Origin of the sequence: Chamaesiphon minutus PCC 6605, from assembly GCF_000317145.1 — a bacterium.
Classification (GTDB): domain Bacteria; phylum Cyanobacteriota; class Cyanobacteriia; order Cyanobacteriales; family Chamaesiphonaceae; genus Chamaesiphon; species Chamaesiphon minutus.
On sequence record NC_019697.1, the window covers coordinates 284797 to 302892 of the forward strand.

Here is an 18096-nt window from a genome sequence, read left to right on the forward strand (position 1 = left end):
ACCTACTTACTTATATAGTGCCTATTTTCTAAGAATTAATGACTTTGTGGGGTTAACATAAATCGTTCCCAGAGGTTAATCTTGAGGAGCAAAACATTAACCTACCTACAAACGAAAATATATGACCGTTAGTAACTGGATGTCCTGGGAAGGTGGTGTAGATTTAGTCGGTTCGACGATGCCGGACTCCGATGTCCCAAATTTGATCGTTCACGTTGCCCGGATCGTACATACACCAGTCGGTTCTGCGCCATCAGGGATGGTTTTGTTTCAACCCGATCCGCAACAACCACCGCTGTTTATGGGTTTTGTCTCTACCAATCTGTTGGTGGGTAATTACTTTGCACCCCACATTTTTGCCGATACTCCGTTTGCTGGTGCGCCAACACTTGAGGCTAGAATTATCATCGATTCTGCCCATTTGCCTAAGTCGGTGTCGGCACATATCCTCATTCCTGGTTACGACATAGAAGTCGAGTTTAGTAATTTGGGCAATGCCACGAAGATCGAGCGGGAGATCGGCGCACCGCTACCTTTCTCCCAGCAGGGCTTAGAGGTCACGGCAACTGATGTCGCACTCCAGATTAATGGTAAGCCTATCGATTTTCAGCTCCTGCCAATCGGCATTACAGGCGGTGCAGCCGCCGTCTGGTCGCCGTGTGGTATTTACGCAAGGTAATTCCAAATCTGACCTCAAATCATTTACTCGATCGCTAGCTCCCCTGTTTAATTGTTCCCCTATTTCCGCAGAGTCGCAAACATGCATTATTTATCCAAAATTTTTAGGTTGTCGGCGATTGCGATCGTCACATTAGTTCTGAAAATCAATGTGATTCAACCTGCTGTTGCTAACATTCCCAATTCAGTAGTTAAATCGAGTCTGCATTTAGCCGAGCGCATCGATTTTGACACCAAGCCAACGATTACGAGTGTCAACCAGTTCAAAGATGTCCAACCAACTGACAATCATTTTATGGCATTGCAGTCTCTAACAGAGAGATATCGGATACTTGTAGTATATAAAGACGGCAACTTTCATTCAGAAATTCCGCTCTCACGCGGACAGTTCGCACTTTTTTTGAATGAAGGTTTAGAGCGAATCGATGAGTTAGTAACACTATTAAATGAACAAACTAATAATAAGTACCGAGGTTATCAAGGTGCTTACAAACGATTTTCGGCAAATAATTTAAAGTTAAAATCGGTTGCTCAACTCAAAGACTTGACTCCATCGAGTCCTTACTTTAAAGCGGTTAAATCTCTAACCGAACGCTATGGCGTTAATTTTGCCGATCGTGACGGTAGGCTTCGACTGGATCGGCCAGTTACTGAAAAAGAAGTACAAGATTGGCTAGATGGAGTTTTCAAAATTGGCAAAAAAACCAATCTTAATTATTCCAATAAGCAACCCATCAATCGAGGTCAATTTGTTATCAAATTCAATGATGCACTTGATGACATTAATACAAGATTAGGCGCATTACCAAAGTAAGTTAAATAGAATGGTGATATTCGATACATTCAAAACAATACAATCGATTTAATCATCGACATAATGTAATTAGAGTGGCTTTGATTCAATCAAATAGTTATTTGCCAGGTCTGTTGAGAGAATAGCTTCGCGAGCGATATTAAATCTAAAAAATAGCCATCCCCATCTGGAGATAGCTATCGATCGAGTAGGTTCCTACTCTAAAAATTATTGAAAGTTAGTGCTTAGTAATCGCCATAGTCGCCAGCACCCATCGGGCCGCCAGCACCAGCACCGCCGTCTTTTGGCTCTGGTTTATCGACGATGATGCACTCAGTAGTGAGGATCATAGCGGCGATCGAAGCGGCATTTTGTAGAGCCGAACGAGTTACTTTCGCAGGATCGACGATACCAGCTTCAAACATGTCTACGAACTCGTTAGTTGCAGCATTGTAGCCAACATCAAAGGATTTTTCTTTGACGCGTTCGGCGATAATGGCACCATTTTGACCAGCGTTTTCTGCAATCCGTTTGAGCGGAGCGGAGAGAGCACGAGTCACGATTAGAGCACCAGTTAGCTCCTCATCTTTGAGGTTAGCAGTAGCCCAAGTTTCGAGTTCGGGAGATAGGTGAGCCAAGATCGTACCACCACCAGGAACGATACCTTCTTCAACTGCGGCTTTAGTTGCGTTGATCGCATCTTCGAGACGTAGTTTGCGGTCTTTCATTTCGGTTTCGGTAGCAGCACCAACTTTGATGACAGCCACACCACCAGCTAACTTAGCCAGACGCTCTTGGAGCTTCTCTTTGTCATAAGAAGAATCGCTTTCTTCCATTTGACGACGGATTTGTTCGCAACGCGATTTGACAGTCGCTTCATTGCCTTCAGCAACGATCGTGGTGCTATCTTTGGTAATCGTGATGCGACGAGCTTGACCCAGAGATTCTAGTTTAGTAGCATCTAGTTTCAAACCAGCATCTTCGGTAACTAGTTGACCGCCAGTCAAGACAGCAATATCTTCGAGCATCGCTTTACGGCGATCGCCGAAACCAGGAGCTTTAACTGCGGCAACGTTCAAGACACCACGCAGACGGTTGACTACCAAGGTAGCTAGAGCTTCTTTCTCAATGTCTTCAGCTAAAATCAGCAATGGACGACCGGAACGAGCGACTTGCTCCAAGATGGGAACTAAATCTTGTACCAAGTTGATTTTCTTGTCGGTAATCAGGATGTAGGGCTGTTCGAGAACTGCTTCCATCCGCTCCATGTCTGTCGCAAAGTAAGGCGAGATATAGCCTTTGTCAAAGCGCATCCCTTCAGTGATTTCTAGTTCGGTAGTCATGGACTTACCTTCTTCTAGAGAGATAACGCCTTCTTTACCGACTTTATCCATTGCGTTAGCAATCATTTCGCCGACTTCGTTGTCGTTACCAGCCGAGATGGAAGCTACTTGCGCGATCGCCTTGGAATCTTCTACAGGTTTGGCATGAGCCGCGATTTTATCAACCAGAAATCCAGTTGCTTTGTCGATACCGCGTTTGAGGGCGATCGCATTGGCACCAGCAGCCACGTTGCGCAAGCCTTCTTTGACGATCGCGTGAGCGAGTACGGTAGCTGTAGTAGTACCATCACCAGCCGCATCGTTAGTTTTGGATGCCGCTTGACGAATCAAGGCTACACCAGTATTTTCGACGTTATCTTCGAGTTCGATTTCTTTAGCAATGGTGACACCATCGTTAACGATTTGGGGTGCGCCAAATTTCTTCTCTAAGACGACGTTCCGACCTTTAGGGCCGAGGGTAACTGCTACCGCTTCAGCTAAAATGTCCATCCCACGTTCCAACGCGCGACGAGCATTTTCGTTGTATATAATTCGCTTTGCCATAATCTTTAAATTTAGAAGTGTAGAGGGTTATTCGTTAGTGACAAGTGACACTGATTAGCCGACTACTGCTAAGATGTCTTTTTCAGATAACAGGACGTATTCGTCGCCGCCGAGCTTCACGTCGGTACCAGCGTATTTGGAATACAGAACTTTATCGCCGATTTTGATTTCAGGCTCTTGACGAGTACCATCATCATTACGTTTGCCAGGGCCAACTTGGACTACTTCACCAATTTGGGGCTTTTCTTTAGCGGTGTCAGGAAGAAGGATACCACCAGCGGTTTTTTCTTCAGATGCGCTGACTTTTACGAAGACGCGATCGGCCAAAGGCTTAACTGTGGATACTGTTAACGATACTGATGCCATATGTTTTATGAGTTTTTAGCACTCTCAACTGCTGAGTGCTAATTTAGCCGACTGTGGTATGGCATGGCAAGCAAGGCTGGAGTACGGGTTACCGCACAATCTGGGCTGAATAGCAAAAGCGATCGCCCCGCGAAATCGACTCACCATGCACGATCGCGCAATTGTCTTCGGTATAAGCGGTATGTCGATACACAATTAATGGATGCCCTAAGGTTACATCCAACTGTTCGCTGGTTTCGTAATCTGCCTGAGTACAGGAGATCGTCGCATCGATCTTATCAATCGTAATGCCATGTCGCTCCAAGGTGGTAAATGTCATTTGCTGCCGTAACTCAGACTCATAAGCCGCACCCAACTCCGGTAGAATATAGGTAACATCCACACAGCCATGAATCCCATTAAATAACAAGATCTTCTTTTGTAGATGGGCGATCGAACATTTCAAGATCGCCGCCACTTCACTCGGCACCGTCACCGCTTCAAACACCAATGTTTGGATGCCAACTGTCACACCATGGCGATCGAGATCTGCTTCCAAAAATACCATGGGATTGGACAGCGAGTAAGTGACTTTTTGTTGAGTAGCCACAAATACCCCTTTACCTCTTTTAACTGTCACTAAACCTTGTTGAGTCAAATTAGAAATCGCCCGTCTAGCCGTAATCCGACTCACCTCAAACTCAGCCATCAACTGATGCTCGCTTGGCAACCGATCTCCAGAGCAATAATCACCACTAAGAATCCGATCCCGCAATTGCTCGGAAATTGCCAAATGTAAAGGTAAAGCCATTCGATTTTGAATTTCAGATTGATGATTTTAGATGGAAGTCACAATTCAAAACAAGTTCGGTAACATTATTCGATTTTGGATTTTGGATTGACGATTTTGGATTGAAGGTTGAGTGTGTTGGGTTTTCTCGTTCCCAGAGGCTACGCCAACGCGTTGTCTTGTCTTGTCTTGTCTTGTCTCGCTGACTCGCTGCTCTACTCAACCTAACAGATCGATTCTCATTGCGGAGCTAATGCGTATCGCCAGAGGCGAGGCTCCGCCAACGCGTAGCGTCTCGTAGCGCAGCGTCTCCGAAAGGAGAAGAGAAGCGCGCCCCACTTCCCACAGATCGACCCTTACGTAGGGGAGTCTGAGGGGCAGGACGCCGCCCCTCAGCGGCTACCGTGTATACACAAGTCTGATTGACTTCGTTTCTAGATCTAAATCCCCCAAACCCCCTTAAAAAGGGGGCTAAGATCCGGTCAAAGTCCCCCTTTTTAAGGGGGATTTAGGGGGATTTCTAGGGTTTTCGCTTCCCTCCAGACTTGTGTATACACGGTAGCCCTCAGCGGGGGGTCTGGGGGTCGGCACCCCCAGATCCGGGTTCTCTGAGCACCAGTAAGTCCAATAGCAACTATCCCTAACCCATTAGCGTAGCCGCCTTTCCACAAAGCGAAACTAACATTTCAGTAGCCTTGAATACAGCCTCCCGATCGCTCTAAAATTAAACTTGTTATAACAAGTTGAGCGATAAATCACAATGGATCTGTCTATTTCAGACTCAGCCACCATCGACCCATCCTTAGATGCACCTACCCTCAGTGCCGACACACTCAAACAACTCAACACCCGATCGACAGCCCAAGGAACCCTCAGACTAGCCATCCACCTGCTGATTCTGCTTGGTAGTGGCTACGTCTGGGGCGCAAATGTCGGACAGCATTGGACGATCGCGATCCCTGCACTAGTAATCTATGGATTCAGCTTGGCGGCGATGTTTGCCCCTGTCCACGAATGCTCCCATCGCACCGTATTTGCCAATAATACCCTCAATGATGCCATGGGTTGGATCGCTGGATTGCTCTCGCTGTATAACATTACCTTCTTCCGCCGCTATCATAAATGGCACCATCGCTATACTCAAGATCCGGATAAAGATCCCGAAATGAGCGATCCGCTACCGCAAACGATCGGAGATTATTTACTAACTATGAGCGGTTTACCCTGGTGGTGGGGCAAACTCACAACTCACACACGGGTGGCGATGGGGCAATTAGAAGGCTATCCATTTATCCCCGAAACTGCAAGAGCAGAAGTAATTAGATCGACCAGATTGCAGCTTGGCGTATATGCGATCGCCATTCTGATTTCGATTAGCGGCGGGCAACCTTGGTTTATTACCTACTGGCTATTGCCGCTATTTATCGGGCAGCCCATACTCCGATTTATTTTGCTAGCAGAACATACCGGATGTAGTGGCGATCGCAATCCCTATACCAATACTCGATCGACCCTCACCCTCTTACCAGTGCGATTGTTGATGTGGAACATGCCCTTCCATGCCGAACATCATCTCTATCCGTCGATTCCGTTCTATCAACTCCCGATCGCGCATCAACAGTTAAAAGCGCATTTTAGCCATGTCGATCCTGGCTACATCCAAGTCAATCGCGAGATCGTTGCTGGCTTAAATTCTACGGTATGAGCGAGATTTTCACCCTCAATAAATTTGAATTTCAGTGCGGTAAGTGCTTATCAGAAGTCCAACTTGTCTATCAAACTTATGGCAATTTGAATGCCGATCGATCTAATGCAATCCTCTATCCTACCTCTTATGGGGCGCAGCATTCAGATATCGATTGGCTCATTCATACCAATGGAATTATAGATCCAACGCGGTGGTTTATTATTATCCCGAATATGTTGGGCAATGGACTGTCAACCTCGCCGAGTAATAGCGATTGCGGATTAGCGGAATCGGGCTTTTGGTTTACACATTTCGATAACGTTCGCGCGCAGGAAAAATTACTAACAGAAGTTTTTAAGATCGATCGATTGGCTCTAATTTATGGCTGGTCGATGGGCGCGCAACAAGCTTACCACTGGGGCGCACTCTATCCCGATCGAGTGCAAAGAATCGCCGCCCTGTGCGGAACGGCACGGACGACAGATCATAATCGAATTTTCCTCCAGAGCTTGCGGAGTGCCCTGACTGCCGATCCAGCTTGGACTGGTACTGGATTCGATCGATTACCCGAACGGGGGTTACACACTTTTGCCCGGATTTATGCGAGTTGGGCGGCGTCGCAGGAGTTTTATCGTCAGGGACTTTATTACACCCTGGGCTATGCCTCCCTCGAAGACTATTTAGTCCGCGCCTGGGAAGCCAGCTATCGCCAACGCGATCCGCACAATCTAATTGCCATGCTCGATACTTGGCTCCATTGCGATCTCAGCGATAATCCTACCTATCGAGGTGACTATAACTCAGCGTTAGCTGCGATCCGTGCCAAAACATACGTGATGCCTAGTACCACAGATTTATATTTCACCCCCACAGATTGCGCCGCAGAAGCCGCGTTAATTGCCAATGCCGAGTATCGCCCCATTCGATCGATTTGGGGGCACCGAGCGGGCAATCCATACCAAAATCCTGAAGATGCCGATTGGATTCGATCGCAGATTCGTACCTTGCTTGAGGGGATAGGGGATAGGGAATATGGGGTAGGCTTTAGGCTTTAGGTTTTAGCCTTTAGGGAAGAGAAGATAGGGAATAGGCTTTTCTGTTGGATGCGTAGTCCTTGACCCCACCCCAGTCCTCCCCTTATGAAGCCTCGCTCCGCGCGGGTTCCCCGCGCAAGGGAGCAAGAAGAAAGCCCCCCTTATAAAGGCTACCGTGTATACGCAAGTATGGTTGACTTCGTTTTGAGATCCCAATCCCCCCTAACCCCCCTTTTTAAGGGGGGAACTGGACTCTTAGTCCCCCTTTTTAAGGGGGATTTAGGGGGATTTCTAGGGTTTTTGCTTCCCTCCAGATTTGTGTATACACGGTAGCTTATAAAGGGGGGGTAAGCCCATTAAATCGAAGTCCAAATGACGAAACTTGTAGGAGGTATTATGACAACACTTTCTCAAATCGCCCAAGAGCGCGAGATTCGCTACTTTTTGATTTCATTTACCGACCTATTTGGCGTCCAGAGATCGAAATTGGTACCCGCTGCTAGTATCGATCGAATGGCTATTGATGGCGCGGGGTTTGCGGGGTTTGCAGCTTGGCTGGATATGACTCCTGCCGCTCCGGATATTTTGGCCATACCCGACCCGCAGAGCCTGATTCAATTGCCTTGGCAACCAGATGTTGCTTGGCTGGCGGCAGATTTGCACGATATTCATGGCGAACCTCTGACTCAAGCTCCGCGCGTAGTATTAAAGCGGGTGGTACAGCAAGCGGCAAAGCTGGGTTATCGCGTCAAAACCGGGGTAGAATGCGAGTACTTTTTATTGAGTGCCGATGGTACGCAGATTGCCGATGGACGCGATCGTCAAAGCAAGCCCTGTTACGATCAACAATCGTTGATGCGGCGTTACGACGTGATTCGGGAAATTTGCGATGCCATGCTGTCATTAGGCTGGGGAGCATATCAGAACGACCACGAGGACGGTAATGGCCAATTTGAAATGAATTGGATGTACGCAGATGCTCTAATTACAGCCGATCGACATGCTTTCTTTAAATATATGGTTAAATCGATCGCCGAGCGGCACGGACTTCGCGCGACATTTATGCCCAAACCGTTTGCCGATCTGACAGGAAATGGCTGCCATACCCACATTTCGGTCTGGGATACCGCCGATACCGAAAATCTTTTTGCCGATCCGCAGGGAGAATTGGGGCTATCGCAGCTCGGTTATCAATTCATCGCAGGCGTGTTAAATTCGGTAGAAGCACTATGTGCGATCGCCAATCCCACCGTCAACTCCTACAAACGTATCAATGCTCCCGTCACGGCTTCTGGTGCCACTTGGTCGCCCAATACTGCCAGCTATAGCGGCAACAATCGCACGCACACGATCCGCATTCCCGATATTGGACGATTTGAATTGCGCCTGCCAGATGGTGCGGCAAACCCCTATCTATTACCTGCGGCGTTAATGGCAGCCGGACTCGATGGGATTGCTAATAAAAGCGATCCAGGAGTGCGTCAAGATAATAATAGCTATACTCATCCCCCGATCGGTTTAGTAAAAACTTTACCAGGAAATTTATTAGATGCCCTGCGTTGCCTCCAAGCAAGCGATGTATTCACCCAATCCCTCGGCGAACCCCTCGTCACCGCATATCTCAATCTCAAGCACCAAGAATGGCAACGAGCCAATGCTGAGATTACACCCTGGGAATTAACAAATACCTTAGATTGCTAAAGCTGTCCCTATTCCCTATTCCCTATTCCCTATTCCCTATTCCCTATTCCCTATTCCCTATTCCCTATTCCCTACCCCCACCTTGACCGATCGAGTCTTCTCCCCTTAGAATGTAGAAATGGTCTGGCTGCGGCGTTGGTGACTGCCAATAACGTTTTTTGATCTATGCTTGAATTTTTTACGGGAACTCATGTTGTTCTAGCGGCAGTAAACTGAACCAGTATTCAGAAACTTTATGCACGAACTTCCGGTACCCACCTGGTTTTAACCAGGTCATAAACTGAGGTAAAACGGCGTTGCGGTTGACCTAAATATTTGAAAAGAGGCTCTAGGTATTAGTACTTGGGGTTTCTTTTTGTAAAAGTGGATAGTGGATAGTGGATAGGGATTAGAGGCAAGTTTTGCTGATAAAGTGGATCGGCAGATGTTTAATGAGATTTAGAAGATAATGACACCACAAGATTTGATGAAGCAGGAAGTTGGTAAGGCTGCTGCGGCGCGGGTACAGTCTAATTCGATCGTGGGATTGGGTACGGGTTCGACGACGGCGTTTGCGATCGAGTTTATCGGCAAACGATTGGCAGCGGGAGAAATTACCAATGTCAAAGGGATTCCGACTTCGTTTCAGGCGACAGTGCTTGCTAAACAGCATGGTATCCCTTTAACTACTCTAGATGAAGCCGATCGCATCGACATCGCGATCGATGGTGCGGATGAAGTAGATCCTCACAAAAATCTGATTAAGGGTGGCGGTGCGGCGCATACCCAAGAGAAAGTAGTCGATGCGCTAGCCAATCAGTTTATCGTCGTTGTCGATAACACTAAGTTAGTCGATAAGCTCGGCAGTACTTTCCTCGTCCCAGTAGAAGTCATTCCGATGGCTGTCACGCCTGTCATGCGCGCGATCGAAAAATTAGGTGGTAAACCTCAGCTTCGCATGGGTGTCAAAAAAGCTGGCCCAGTGGTGACAGATCAGGGTAACTTAGTCGTAGATGTCAAATTTGACTCGATCGACAATCCCGCTGAGTTAGAAAAGACTCTCAATAATATTCCTGGCGTGCTCGAAAACGGCTTGTTTGTCGGTGTAGCAGATTTGATTCTAGTGGGTGAAGTTCAAGGCGATAAAGTCATTATCAAGGAAATGTAATTATTAGGCTTGAAAAAATGAGGCTGAAACTGCCATGTTTCAGCCTCATCTAGATAACTATCAAAATTAAGCAAATCTAATCGATGGTTCTTTTACCAGAGAACTTAAGGGTCGCAGGATTGGGATTGCTACCAATATTGCGATCGACTTTACCATTGAATTCCCGTCCAGCATTGACTTTTTCAGGGAATACACCATCTTTGGGATGGAGTAAGGTAATTTCCCCTTTGGGCAGGATGCGGTAGACTTTGTAGTTATTAATTTTGTACTTACGCAGTTGACCGCCAAGTGCGAGACACTGTTCTTTGCGAGCGAAGTTCAAGAGGTTGTCCCCCGATACCATTGTTGCTGCGCCGCCTGTGGGCATTTCAAATACTTGTTCCTTAGGACTATTCCAAGTAATCGCGTATTTTTCTTCTACATCAGCTTTGCTGAGTAACCCACCAGTGCTACCGCCAAAAATCGGTGTCTTGCCAGTTAGTTTGTCTGCCATAAAACTATTCGTTATAGGGTTTTAGGGAATAGTACCACTCTGCTCGGACGCGATCGCTATCTCGTCAAGAACTGTAACAGTTGACAGCGTAATGGGTGGATCGAAAGACGAGGACGGGGGATGAGGAGAATATCTTAAAAATATTTGCTAAGATAAATTACCTTGACTGGATCTACTACCGTACCGGATCGGTTTTCAACCGCAGCCCCGACTGCCAAGAGCAAATACAATTAAAATTATCAACTGTCGATCGATAGCCATGCCCGATCCTGTTACTGTTATTTCCTTATTGGTTGCTCCCGCTCGTGTGATGCGCGGACGACACGCGCTCGCAGACGCAATCGAGTATATCGTGAGATTGGGTCAACGTCCGTTAATCGTGGGTGGCGATCGCAGCTTGGAACTGATTCAATTGCAAGTATTGTTCGATCGTCCTGACTTAACAATCGAGAGCGTAAATTATACTCCCGACTGTTGCGAAAGTAGTCTCGATCGACTGATGTTAGCCGTCACTACACATCAAGCGGATGTCATCATCGGGATCGGTGGTGGTAAATGTCTGGATACAGCTAAATTATTAGCCCATCGCACCCAGTTACCAGTTGTGACAATTCCCACCTCTGGTGCTACCTGTGCAGCGTGGACGGCATTATCCAATATCTATTCGGAATCTGGTGCCTTCTTGTATGATGTGAGTCTGGCTAAGTGCCCGGACTTATTAGTCCTCGACTATAGTATTGTCGCTACAGCACCCCAACGGATGCTAGTCGCAGGTATCGGCGACGCGATCGCTAAATGGTATGAAGCCTCAGTCAGTAGCGGTCATTCGTCGCAAACATTACTTATCGCCGCCGTCCAACAAGCGCGCGTCCTCAGAGATATCTTATTCCAAAAGTCCCCATCGGCACTCGCAGCTCCTGACGGTGAAGACTGGCAAGAAGTTGTCGATGCAACTATCCTACTCGCAGGGGTCATTGGTGGATTGGGCGGTGCCCAGTGTCGCACTGTAGCCGCCCATGCCGTGCATAATGGTCTGACACATTTACCGGGCAGTCATCACGCCTTACACGGCGAAAAAGTGGCTTATGGGATCTTAGTCCAACTGCGCCTACAGGAAATGCTTCAGGGCGATCGATTAGCTGCCACGGCCCGACAACAATTACTCGATTTTTACAGTACGATTGGCTTACCCAAAACTCTATCCGATTTGGGCTTGAGTGAAATTACCATTTCCCAATTAGATCGTGCGGCGACGCTTGCCTGCAAACCTGATTCCGATCTGCATCGTTTACCATTTGCTGTGACACCAGAACAATTAGTTGCCGCGATGGTATCGACGACAATTGTTGAGGTTGAAAATCGGTTTGTTGGTTCGGTATCTTTAGACGATCGTACTAATACTTAAGTGCTTGCTGAAGATCTCGATCGTCAATCGATGTCTGTGCTTTAGCCAACTGACGCTCTCGATCGCACATTGACAATATTTTCCTGTAATCAATACACAAATTAACTCGATCGAGCCATTGCCGAACTAAGATCTCAAAAGCACTGCTATTGGCAGTGCTTCTAGGTAACCTAGTTCTAACTCGAAACTTGGAATTGACGATCGAGATCGAGTTGGGACAGTTTTTATCGGTTAGATTTTGTTGGTTGCTTTGAGTCTTTTCCGCATTTTCCATGCTGAGGCAGCACCAATCATCGTACCGACGATCGTGAAAGGTTCGGGAACAGCAGTGGCAGCAGGATTAGCAATCAGAACCGAACCAAGCGCGAAGTTATCAGCGTCGAATGGTCCTGACGTTGGTGTATCAAAAGAGCGAAACACAATGCTAGAGATATTTGCAGTATTACTGCTTACACCCCAGAATGCTGCGGAATTATCTGCATTTCCATTTGTGACACCCGGAAAATTAAAGGTTTGTGACGTGTTGTCGGTTGCAAACGCAGTCAGAGTCCCTTGAAATCCTGGCGTTCCAGTAGAGTTTCTGTAAAATAAGCTGTTAATTTGTGCGCCAATGGCAGCAACCGGAGTCGAGAATGACAGAGTGAGACCGCCTAGATTTCCATTGCTATAAAATACACTAGTATTTGGTGCAAAATTACCATTCCACAAACCATTTTGGGTTGCAGGATTAGTGGGATCTTGCAATGCGTTGGAATTGCCAGCAGCAACGAGAAAGCCTGTAAGACTTTGTGGGAGAATGCGCGCCCCACCACCGTTTTGGGTACCAGCTACGGTCAAACCACCAGTAGAATTAATCGTAAGATTCGTAGGCCCCACTGTCAGGGTCGGGCTAGACCAGTCTACTATGTCATTAGCTCCTAATGCAGCAGCACTAAAGACTTGAGTAAGAGTCGCAGATCGAGCGATTGGGGCAGTTCCAGCCAGCGAGATCGCACTCGCGGCAGTTGCGATCGATAATTGGAGTACACCGACTGTTGTAATACGTTTCATGAAATGTTCAGTCCTCAAGAGATTAGGTATTTGTCGAAGAAGAATGCGCGATCGCTAAGGTATCAGTTGATTGAATAAATCACAGTAATCGAAGGTATTCGCAGATTTTTCAAACCTTACCCAATAAGTCTTAAGTATTTTCGCCAAATAAGCTCATGCCATAATTTATCAGCTAAAACGACAAATGTAATCAGCTACTTTGCTGAGGCTTATTGCTCTAAATATGCAAAATTCAGTAAAATATTGCAGGTACATGCTATCCTGTAGATGTGGATGACAGGCTCCATATCGCTGTTATGCAAAGTTTTTTCTAAATCTTATAAAAGACGATCGCTTATTTACGCTGTATTTATATAAAAAATATTGTAATTAAAATATCGTCACATCTAAAAACAAAGCCGAGCGACAAATGGATATAATCGCATCAAAATTTAGTGTGACAATCGCACCCACATTCGGCTAGTTAAATTTGCTTGTTTATAATTTGGTTTAGCAACAATTGGATCTACCAAAACCACCCTCGGTCATCCCTGCTGTAATTAACTTATCGCTCCGCCTGAACTGCATCGCGAGCCGATAAACCTTCACTATTGGCTCCAAAATACCAAAGACTTGTCGCAACTTCTCCCAAATTAACAGTCTTCTTGGGTTGGAATAAAGTTGTATAACCAAATGCTCTGCGGATATTTGATTGTTCGCCATTTTGAAAATCAGCTAAGACTGCTCGCAAGGCTTTAGGGTCGATTTTGCCAGCATCTTGAAATCCCCACGTCTGTTTGACGGCATCTAGCGAGGCTGTTGGCAACGGTTGGCGGGTATCCAGCGGTACTTTCCACAAAATCATCTGTTCTCTCGTCAGCGGTGTGTCGGGACGAAACAGGACGCTGGTAGCGTCGCCACTGAGGGGACTAGGAATTAACCCCGCTTCGGCTAATCCCTGAATGCTAGGAAAATCGGGGTTGGTACTAGGGACATCTTGAAATGCTGGCTTGGTGTCGGTAGTAGCTAGTTTGACTTGCTGGGTAGGTTTGCTACCTGTAATCCGATTGTGTGCGGTAACTAGCCAACGCGCGTATTCGCGGCGAGTGACTGTCCGATTGGGCGCGGACTCTGCACTGGTTAAGACACCAATTTGGGCGAGATCTTTAATATAATCTGCGGTTGTTGTAGGAAGCTTGGCAATCGGTTTGGTTGTGGGTAGGGGAGATGCTGTGGGGTTGGGGGTAGTAGCTGTTGGCGTGGTGGTTGATACATCAGTCGCGCCGAGCAAACTAATGGTATAAGTGGTAACGCCAGTCTGTTGCTTGTCAGTGCTAGTTTGAGGCTCGGATGGCTTGCCGTCTGCGACAGCAATGGAGACGTTTAGTTGGGCTTGTTTGGCGGTGAGGATGGGGTTACTATCGCTAGGTTGCGTGACTATTTCCCATTGCTTGGCGGGGAGTTCTTGCTGATAAAATTTATAGACAAAATCGATCGGATCGGCAGTCGTCCAAGTGGTGACGATACCTCGCTCTGGCGTTTGTGTTGTAGATTGCAGTTTTGCCTGGGGATATAAGGGAAAATCGGTAGGCAGGGTGTTAGACGACGAGGTTGCTGGCGTCTGTGAAACGTTGGAGCCGACAGCAAGTGGTTCTTTGAGTTTGGGATCTGGTGCAAACGGATTTTGAAAAGATGTGCCAGCATTGCACCCAGAGACGATAAATAGAAGACTAATTGTCAGGCAACGTAGCAATAATCGTTTGTCAGGATGACTAATCCCGATGCGGAGCTGCGCTAGCGTAAGCATTGCCTGGGCAGGTCGCCAATTCGGTTGAAAACGTGACACAATTAGTTACTGTATAGGGACAGTTGAATATTCCTATTATACTTCGGTTTAATGTGCTGTTTATGGACTGCCGACTTTTGAGATCGTTTGTCGCTCTAGCGGAGATTGATAAGAAATTGTCAGGATGTTTGAATTGCCAGACAAATGAACACATCCAAATTCTCTTGGAGAAGGATTGGATGTGCTCAAACCAGATCGAAGATGAGACATTGGCAAGAAATTAATCGACGATCGAATAAGGATGACTCGATTAATTTCTTGCCAAGATCTAACAGGGTATGAGTGAGTAGCAATGGCCGCACTCATAATGAGAACCTGAAGCTATGATGTATAATCCCGATCTATGTCTTCAAATTTTGGCTTGTAGAGATCTAATGAATTCCCTAATAATATCGGTCTTAGTTCGCTCGGTCTTTTCGGCAAAAGCTTCGAGAATTCTAAGTTCTTGTTCGGGAATTTTTACATTTAACTGTTTTAGAGACATAGTTCGAGTGCCTGAAGAAATGCTATACTGGTTTGAGTGAATCATGGTTTTAGTATCAATTTAGACTGATACAGCTTTTTTCGGTAATCGTACTTACTGTGAAGCGAGGGGATCGCTTCATTCGCAGCAAAATTGAGCCTAGTAGATAATCTAAATATAACTCTGGCGATGTGATTTGAAACACAGCTAAATAGCTGTATTTATTCACGCAAAGAATACAGCTACCAATCCCTCCTTGGTGGCATTGTTGTCGAAAGCGAAAAGAGTTTCGATCGATAAGTATTCCAGCGTGGTAGTAGTCGCTCGACTGGCAAGCTACTACTACCATTGCCAAAGCTATCTAGACCAAAATTATTTGTTGGGACGACGGTTTTGCAAGAAGGCGGGTAGATCCGCCCCAGGATTTTGAGGGGGCTTAGGTTGAGGAAAACTTTCGTTTCCAACAGATGTTCCCGGTTGCTTGCGAGTAGCTTGCTGCTCGGACGATAATGCGGAAGTATTGCGTTGAGCCGCACCCGCTGTATTATTGCGCTGACGAACCATCGGCTCGGCAATTTCGCCTGTGAATCCGGTCGCAATTACCGTAATTCTCATTTCGCCTTGCATTTGGGGATCGATGACCGCACCAAAAATAATATTTGCATTCGGATCGACGACCTCATAAATCGTGTCCGCAGCAGTACTTACTTCAATTAGGGTCATATCCGAACCGCCAGTAATATTCAGTACGACACCACGCGCGCCCTCGATCGAAGATTCTAGCAATGGAGAATTGATCGCTTGAACCGCAGCTTCGCGCGCGCGCGATTTGCCCGATCCTTCGCCAATTCCCATTAGTGCCGAACCTGCATCGGCCATCACCGTGCGGACATCCGCAAAGTCTACGTTGATCAATCCAGGAATCGTGATAATATCCGAAATGCCCTGGACTCCGGAGCGCAGTACGTCATCTGCAATCCGAAACGCTTCTTGAACGGGAGTTTGCTCGTTGATCGCTTGTAGCAGTTTATCATTAGGAATGATAATTAAGGTATCAACCTGACTTTGCAGTCCGCTAATTCCTTCTTCTGCTTGATTTGTGCGGCGGCGGCCTTCAAAGGTAAAGGGCCGAGTCACCACACCTACAGTTAAGGCACCCATCTCCTTCGCTACCTCTGCCACAATCCGCGCCGCACCAGTTCCAGTGCCGCCTCCCATCCCGGCTGTAATAAACACCAAATCAGCACCTTCGAGCGCGTGCGCGATTTCTTCGCGCGACTCTTCGGCAGCTTTTTGGCCGATGGCTGGGTTACCACCCGCACCAAGTCCCCGTGTGAGCTTTTGGCCTAACTGAATCCGGCGCGTCGCATCAGAGTGGGATAGAGCTTGCGCGTCAGTATTCATCGTCCAAAATTCTATGCCTTCAATATCGCTGGCAATCATCCGGTTGACCGCATTACTGCCACCACCGCCAACACCAATGACTTTGATGCGAGCTGTATTGCTAAAAGTGATACCTTCAGACATTAGTTCATCCCTTGGTATGGTGTAACCATCTCGCAGCGAGTGGCTTTTGAATCCTGGATAGGAGACTGGACTAGAGTTATTCATGCGCTAGTTATGTTTTGAACCTTTTAAAGCATAGTAACCCGCATTATAGATATTTGTTGAGATTACTTAGACATGTAGTGTACATTTTTTTGGTTATTATTTGAGAACTAAGGGCACGATCGAGCCAAAGCTAGGTTGACATTGACTAGGGGATAGACTTTCGCCGTGCTAGAATATAGAGATTATAGAAGAATTATTTAAACTATATTACCTGCACATACATACTATTAACGTAGTATAATGTTTTATTAAAATAACCTACGGTTTTAGTTAGGAGTGGTAGTAGGTTTGGGAATGGTCGTTGAATCGGACTTGAGTTGCAGCCTAGGAGAGTCCGGGTTTTCCAAATCTAGGTAGTCAATAGTTTCGGGTTTGGCAGATTTCGACCAATCGCGGAGTCGATCGAGTTCTTGTATTTGCCGATCGAGCAGCAGATTATTCCCGATCGCTCCCAGTCTAACTTTACCTACTTCGGTTTGCAACATTAAATTTTGGGGATTGCGACAATCAACAATCCCAATCGCTACAGCACTAGTTTGCACGGCTCGATAAAGTTGTGGCCACTGAGGACATAGACCCTGTGAAGGCGGTCTTAACTGCAAAGTTGGTAGAGATTGCCAGACGATCGATCGGTAGCTAGCCAGTGGCAATTGCAAACCGCGCTCGTCGATAAATATTTGCGATGCTGTAGTCTCGTTTTGCATAATCCGAGCCACTGGCGGGAAGTCCTGAATTTGCACCACTAAGCGCGGAGGGAACACCCGACGATCGATATTCACAGTTGTCATCGAGCTGCGCTGTTTGAGCTGGGCGGCTAGTTGTGTTGGTGCCAGTTCGACGATCGGTTTCGGGTAGGGAATTGCCAGCATCGATCGAACGGTGGCATCGGTGATATACTGATTGCCCTCAATCTGAATCTGCTCGGGCTTAGAAATAGTCCAATCGGGTCGATCGATCGCCCAAGCTATCCCCGCAAAAATTCCACCCATACAGATGAGTCGCCATAAAGATTTGATAACTCTGACGCGTCGCTGTTGCTGTAATTGGCGACGTCGTTGTTTGAGATGTTCTCTAGAGACAGTCCGATCCACTGGTGGTGAGGGGGTAGGGAATTGGGAGTTGGGAGTTGCGGCTCGCAAGGCGTCGGGGAACCCGACCATGGCAGCGAGACAGCGACGAATTACAGAA

Annotated in this window: 17 protein-coding genes and 1 other RNA gene; 8 read left to right on the forward strand and 10 right to left on the reverse strand. The window is 46.9% G+C overall.

The genetic code is table 11. The annotated features are described in order from the left end of the window. The first annotated feature begins 121 nt into the window (after positions 1-121). Entirely contained in the window at positions 122-679 is a 558-nt protein-coding gene (locus CHA6605_RS01335) for a hypothetical protein (RefSeq protein WP_015157753.1), read from the forward strand. An 81-nt stretch (positions 680-760) separates the two neighbouring features. Then, positions 761-1492, forward strand: coding sequence for an S-layer homology domain-containing protein (locus CHA6605_RS01340; RefSeq protein ID WP_015157754.1), 732 nt, complete (start codon positions 761-763; stop codon positions 1490-1492). Positions 1493-1716: 224 nt separating this feature from the next. Here CHA6605_RS01340 and groL read toward each other — a convergent pair whose 3' ends face one another. The 3 genes from groL to CHA6605_RS01355 form a co-directional block, all read right to left on the reverse strand. Next, positions 1717-3357 (reverse strand): chaperonin GroEL, encoded by a 1641-nt coding sequence (groL, locus tag CHA6605_RS01345; RefSeq protein ID WP_015157755.1) that lies wholly within the window; start codon positions 3355-3357, stop codon positions 1717-1719. A 54-nt stretch (positions 3358-3411) separates the two neighbouring features. Continuing rightward, positions 3412-3723 (reverse strand): co-chaperone GroES, encoded by a 312-nt coding sequence (gene groES / locus CHA6605_RS01350; RefSeq protein ID WP_015157756.1) that lies wholly within the window; start codon positions 3721-3723, stop codon positions 3412-3414. 88 nt (positions 3724-3811) lie between these two features. Then, on the reverse strand, positions 3812-4513 hold the full coding sequence (locus CHA6605_RS01355; protein WP_015157757.1) for a GntR family transcriptional regulator: 702 nt from the start codon (positions 4511-4513) through the stop codon (positions 3812-3814). 739 nt (positions 4514-5252) lie between these two features. On the opposite strand from CHA6605_RS01355, the gene CHA6605_RS01360 reads away from it, so the two are divergent. From CHA6605_RS01360 to rpiA, 5 genes are all read left to right on the forward strand, one after another. Beyond that, the gene (locus tag CHA6605_RS01360) at positions 5253-6197 is read left to right on the forward strand and encodes a fatty acid desaturase family protein (RefSeq protein ID WP_015157758.1); all 945 of its coding nucleotides are present in this window, start codon (positions 5253-5255) and stop codon (positions 6195-6197) included. Continuing rightward, entirely contained in the window at positions 6194-7234 is a 1041-nt protein-coding gene (locus CHA6605_RS01365; RefSeq protein WP_015157759.1) for an alpha/beta fold hydrolase, read from the forward strand. Before CHA6605_RS01360 ends, CHA6605_RS01365 begins: the two co-directional genes overlap by 4 nt. Before the next feature lie 375 nt (positions 7235-7609). Continuing rightward, positions 7610-8914: a type III glutamate--ammonia ligase gene (gene glnT / locus CHA6605_RS01370; protein ID WP_015157760.1), complete on the forward strand. Its 1305-nt coding sequence runs from the start codon at positions 7610-7612 to the stop codon at positions 8912-8914. 121 nt (positions 8915-9035) lie between these two features. Then, positions 9036-9223: non-coding RNA, 6S RNA (ssrS, locus tag CHA6605_RS32335), on the forward strand. Between the two features lie 139 nt (positions 9224-9362). After that, entirely contained in the window at positions 9363-10061 is a 699-nt protein-coding gene (rpiA, locus tag CHA6605_RS01375) for a ribose-5-phosphate isomerase RpiA (RefSeq protein ID WP_015157761.1), read from the forward strand. Between the two features lie 76 nt (positions 10062-10137). Here the strand turns inward: rpiA and CHA6605_RS01380 are convergent, their stop codons facing one another. Continuing rightward, positions 10138-10554 (reverse strand): photosystem I reaction center subunit II PsaD, encoded by a 417-nt coding sequence (locus CHA6605_RS01380; protein ID WP_015157762.1) that lies wholly within the window; start codon positions 10552-10554, stop codon positions 10138-10140. A 259-nt stretch (positions 10555-10813) separates the two neighbouring features. On the opposite strand from CHA6605_RS01380, the gene CHA6605_RS01385 reads away from it, so the two are divergent. After that, the gene (locus tag CHA6605_RS01385) at positions 10814-11959 is read left to right on the forward strand and encodes an iron-containing alcohol dehydrogenase family protein (RefSeq protein ID WP_015157763.1); all 1146 of its coding nucleotides are present in this window, start codon (positions 10814-10816) and stop codon (positions 11957-11959) included. Here the strand turns inward: CHA6605_RS01385 and CHA6605_RS01390 are convergent. The 6 genes from CHA6605_RS01390 to CHA6605_RS01420 all read right to left on the reverse strand — a co-directional run bounded on the left by CHA6605_RS01390 (position 11949) and on the right by CHA6605_RS01420 (position 18068). Further along, entirely contained in the window at positions 11949-12233 is a 285-nt protein-coding gene (locus tag CHA6605_RS01390) for a hypothetical protein (protein ID WP_041547424.1), read from the reverse strand. The two genes, CHA6605_RS01385 and CHA6605_RS01390, sit on opposite strands and share 11 nt — an antisense overlap. After that, complete coding sequence (locus CHA6605_RS01395; protein ID WP_015157764.1) at positions 12191-13009, reverse strand: hypothetical protein; 819 nt, start codon at positions 13007-13009, stop codon at positions 12191-12193. The genes CHA6605_RS01390 and CHA6605_RS01395 overlap by 43 nt, the downstream gene beginning before the upstream one ends. A 544-nt stretch (positions 13010-13553) precedes the next feature. Next, positions 13554-14834 carry an S-layer homology domain-containing protein gene (locus CHA6605_RS01400; RefSeq protein WP_232432157.1) on the reverse strand — a complete coding sequence of 427 codons (1281 nt, stop codon included), beginning with the start codon at positions 14832-14834 and terminating at the stop codon, positions 13554-13556. A gap of 349 nt (positions 14835-15183) precedes the next feature. Continuing rightward, positions 15184-15318: a ribbon-helix-helix protein, CopG family gene (locus CHA6605_RS01410; RefSeq protein WP_015157766.1), complete on the reverse strand. Its 135-nt coding sequence runs from the start codon at positions 15316-15318 to the stop codon at positions 15184-15186. A gap of 351 nt (positions 15319-15669) precedes the next feature. Further along, positions 15670-16908, reverse strand: a complete 1239-nt coding sequence (ftsZ, locus tag CHA6605_RS01415; RefSeq protein ID WP_015157768.1) for a cell division protein FtsZ — start codon at positions 16906-16908, stop codon at positions 15670-15672. Between the two features lie 266 nt (positions 16909-17174). Beyond that, positions 17175-18068 carry a cell division protein FtsQ/DivIB gene (locus tag CHA6605_RS01420; protein ID WP_015157769.1) on the reverse strand — a complete coding sequence of 298 codons (894 nt, stop codon included), beginning with the start codon at positions 18066-18068 and terminating at the stop codon, positions 17175-17177. Positions 18069-18096 lie beyond the last annotated feature (28 nt).

Bases quoted from the DNA above. Each gene is read 5' to 3' on its own strand.
- CHA6605_RS01380 (WP_015157762.1), bottom strand. From the start codon at position 10,554: ATGGCAGACAAACTAACTGGCAAGACACCGATTTTTGGCGGTAGCACT.
- CHA6605_RS01395 (WP_015157764.1), bottom strand. From the start codon at position 13,009: ATGAAACGTATTACAACAGTCGGTGTACTCCAATTATCGATCGCAACT.
- CHA6605_RS01360 (WP_015157758.1), top strand. From the start codon at position 5,253: ATGGATCTGTCTATTTCAGACTCAGCCACCATCGACCCATCCTTAGAT.
- rpiA (WP_015157761.1), top strand. From the start codon at position 9,363: ATGACACCACAAGATTTGATGAAGCAGGAAGTTGGTAAGGCTGCTGCG.
- CHA6605_RS01340 (WP_015157754.1), top strand. From the start codon at position 761: ATGCATTATTTATCCAAAATTTTTAGGTTGTCGGCGATTGCGATCGTC.
- CHA6605_RS01355 (WP_015157757.1), bottom strand. From the start codon at position 4,513: ATGGCTTTACCTTTACATTTGGCAATTTCCGAGCAATTGCGGGATCGG.
- groL (WP_015157755.1), bottom strand. From the start codon at position 3,357: ATGGCAAAGCGAATTATATACAACGAAAATGCTCGTCGCGCGTTGGAA.
- CHA6605_RS01335 (WP_015157753.1), top strand. From the start codon at position 122: ATGACCGTTAGTAACTGGATGTCCTGGGAAGGTGGTGTAGATTTAGTC.
- CHA6605_RS01410 (WP_015157766.1), bottom strand. From the start codon at position 15,318: ATGTCTCTAAAACAGTTAAATGTAAAAATTCCCGAACAAGAACTTAGA.
- CHA6605_RS01390 (WP_041547424.1), bottom strand. From the start codon at position 12,233: ATGGAAAATGCGGAAAAGACTCAAAGCAACCAACAAAATCTAACCGAT.
- CHA6605_RS01385 (WP_015157763.1), top strand. From the start codon at position 10,814: ATGCCCGATCCTGTTACTGTTATTTCCTTATTGGTTGCTCCCGCTCGT.
- ftsZ (WP_015157768.1), bottom strand. From the start codon at position 16,908: ATGAATAACTCTAGTCCAGTCTCCTATCCAGGATTCAAAAGCCACTCG.
- CHA6605_RS01365 (WP_015157759.1), top strand. From the start codon at position 6,194: ATGAGCGAGATTTTCACCCTCAATAAATTTGAATTTCAGTGCGGTAAG.
- groES (WP_015157756.1), bottom strand. From the start codon at position 3,723: ATGGCATCAGTATCGTTAACAGTATCCACAGTTAAGCCTTTGGCCGAT.
- CHA6605_RS01420 (WP_015157769.1), bottom strand. From the start codon at position 18,068: ATGGTCGGGTTCCCCGACGCCTTGCGAGCCGCAACTCCCAACTCCCAA.
- glnT (WP_015157760.1), top strand. From the start codon at position 7,610: ATGACAACACTTTCTCAAATCGCCCAAGAGCGCGAGATTCGCTACTTT.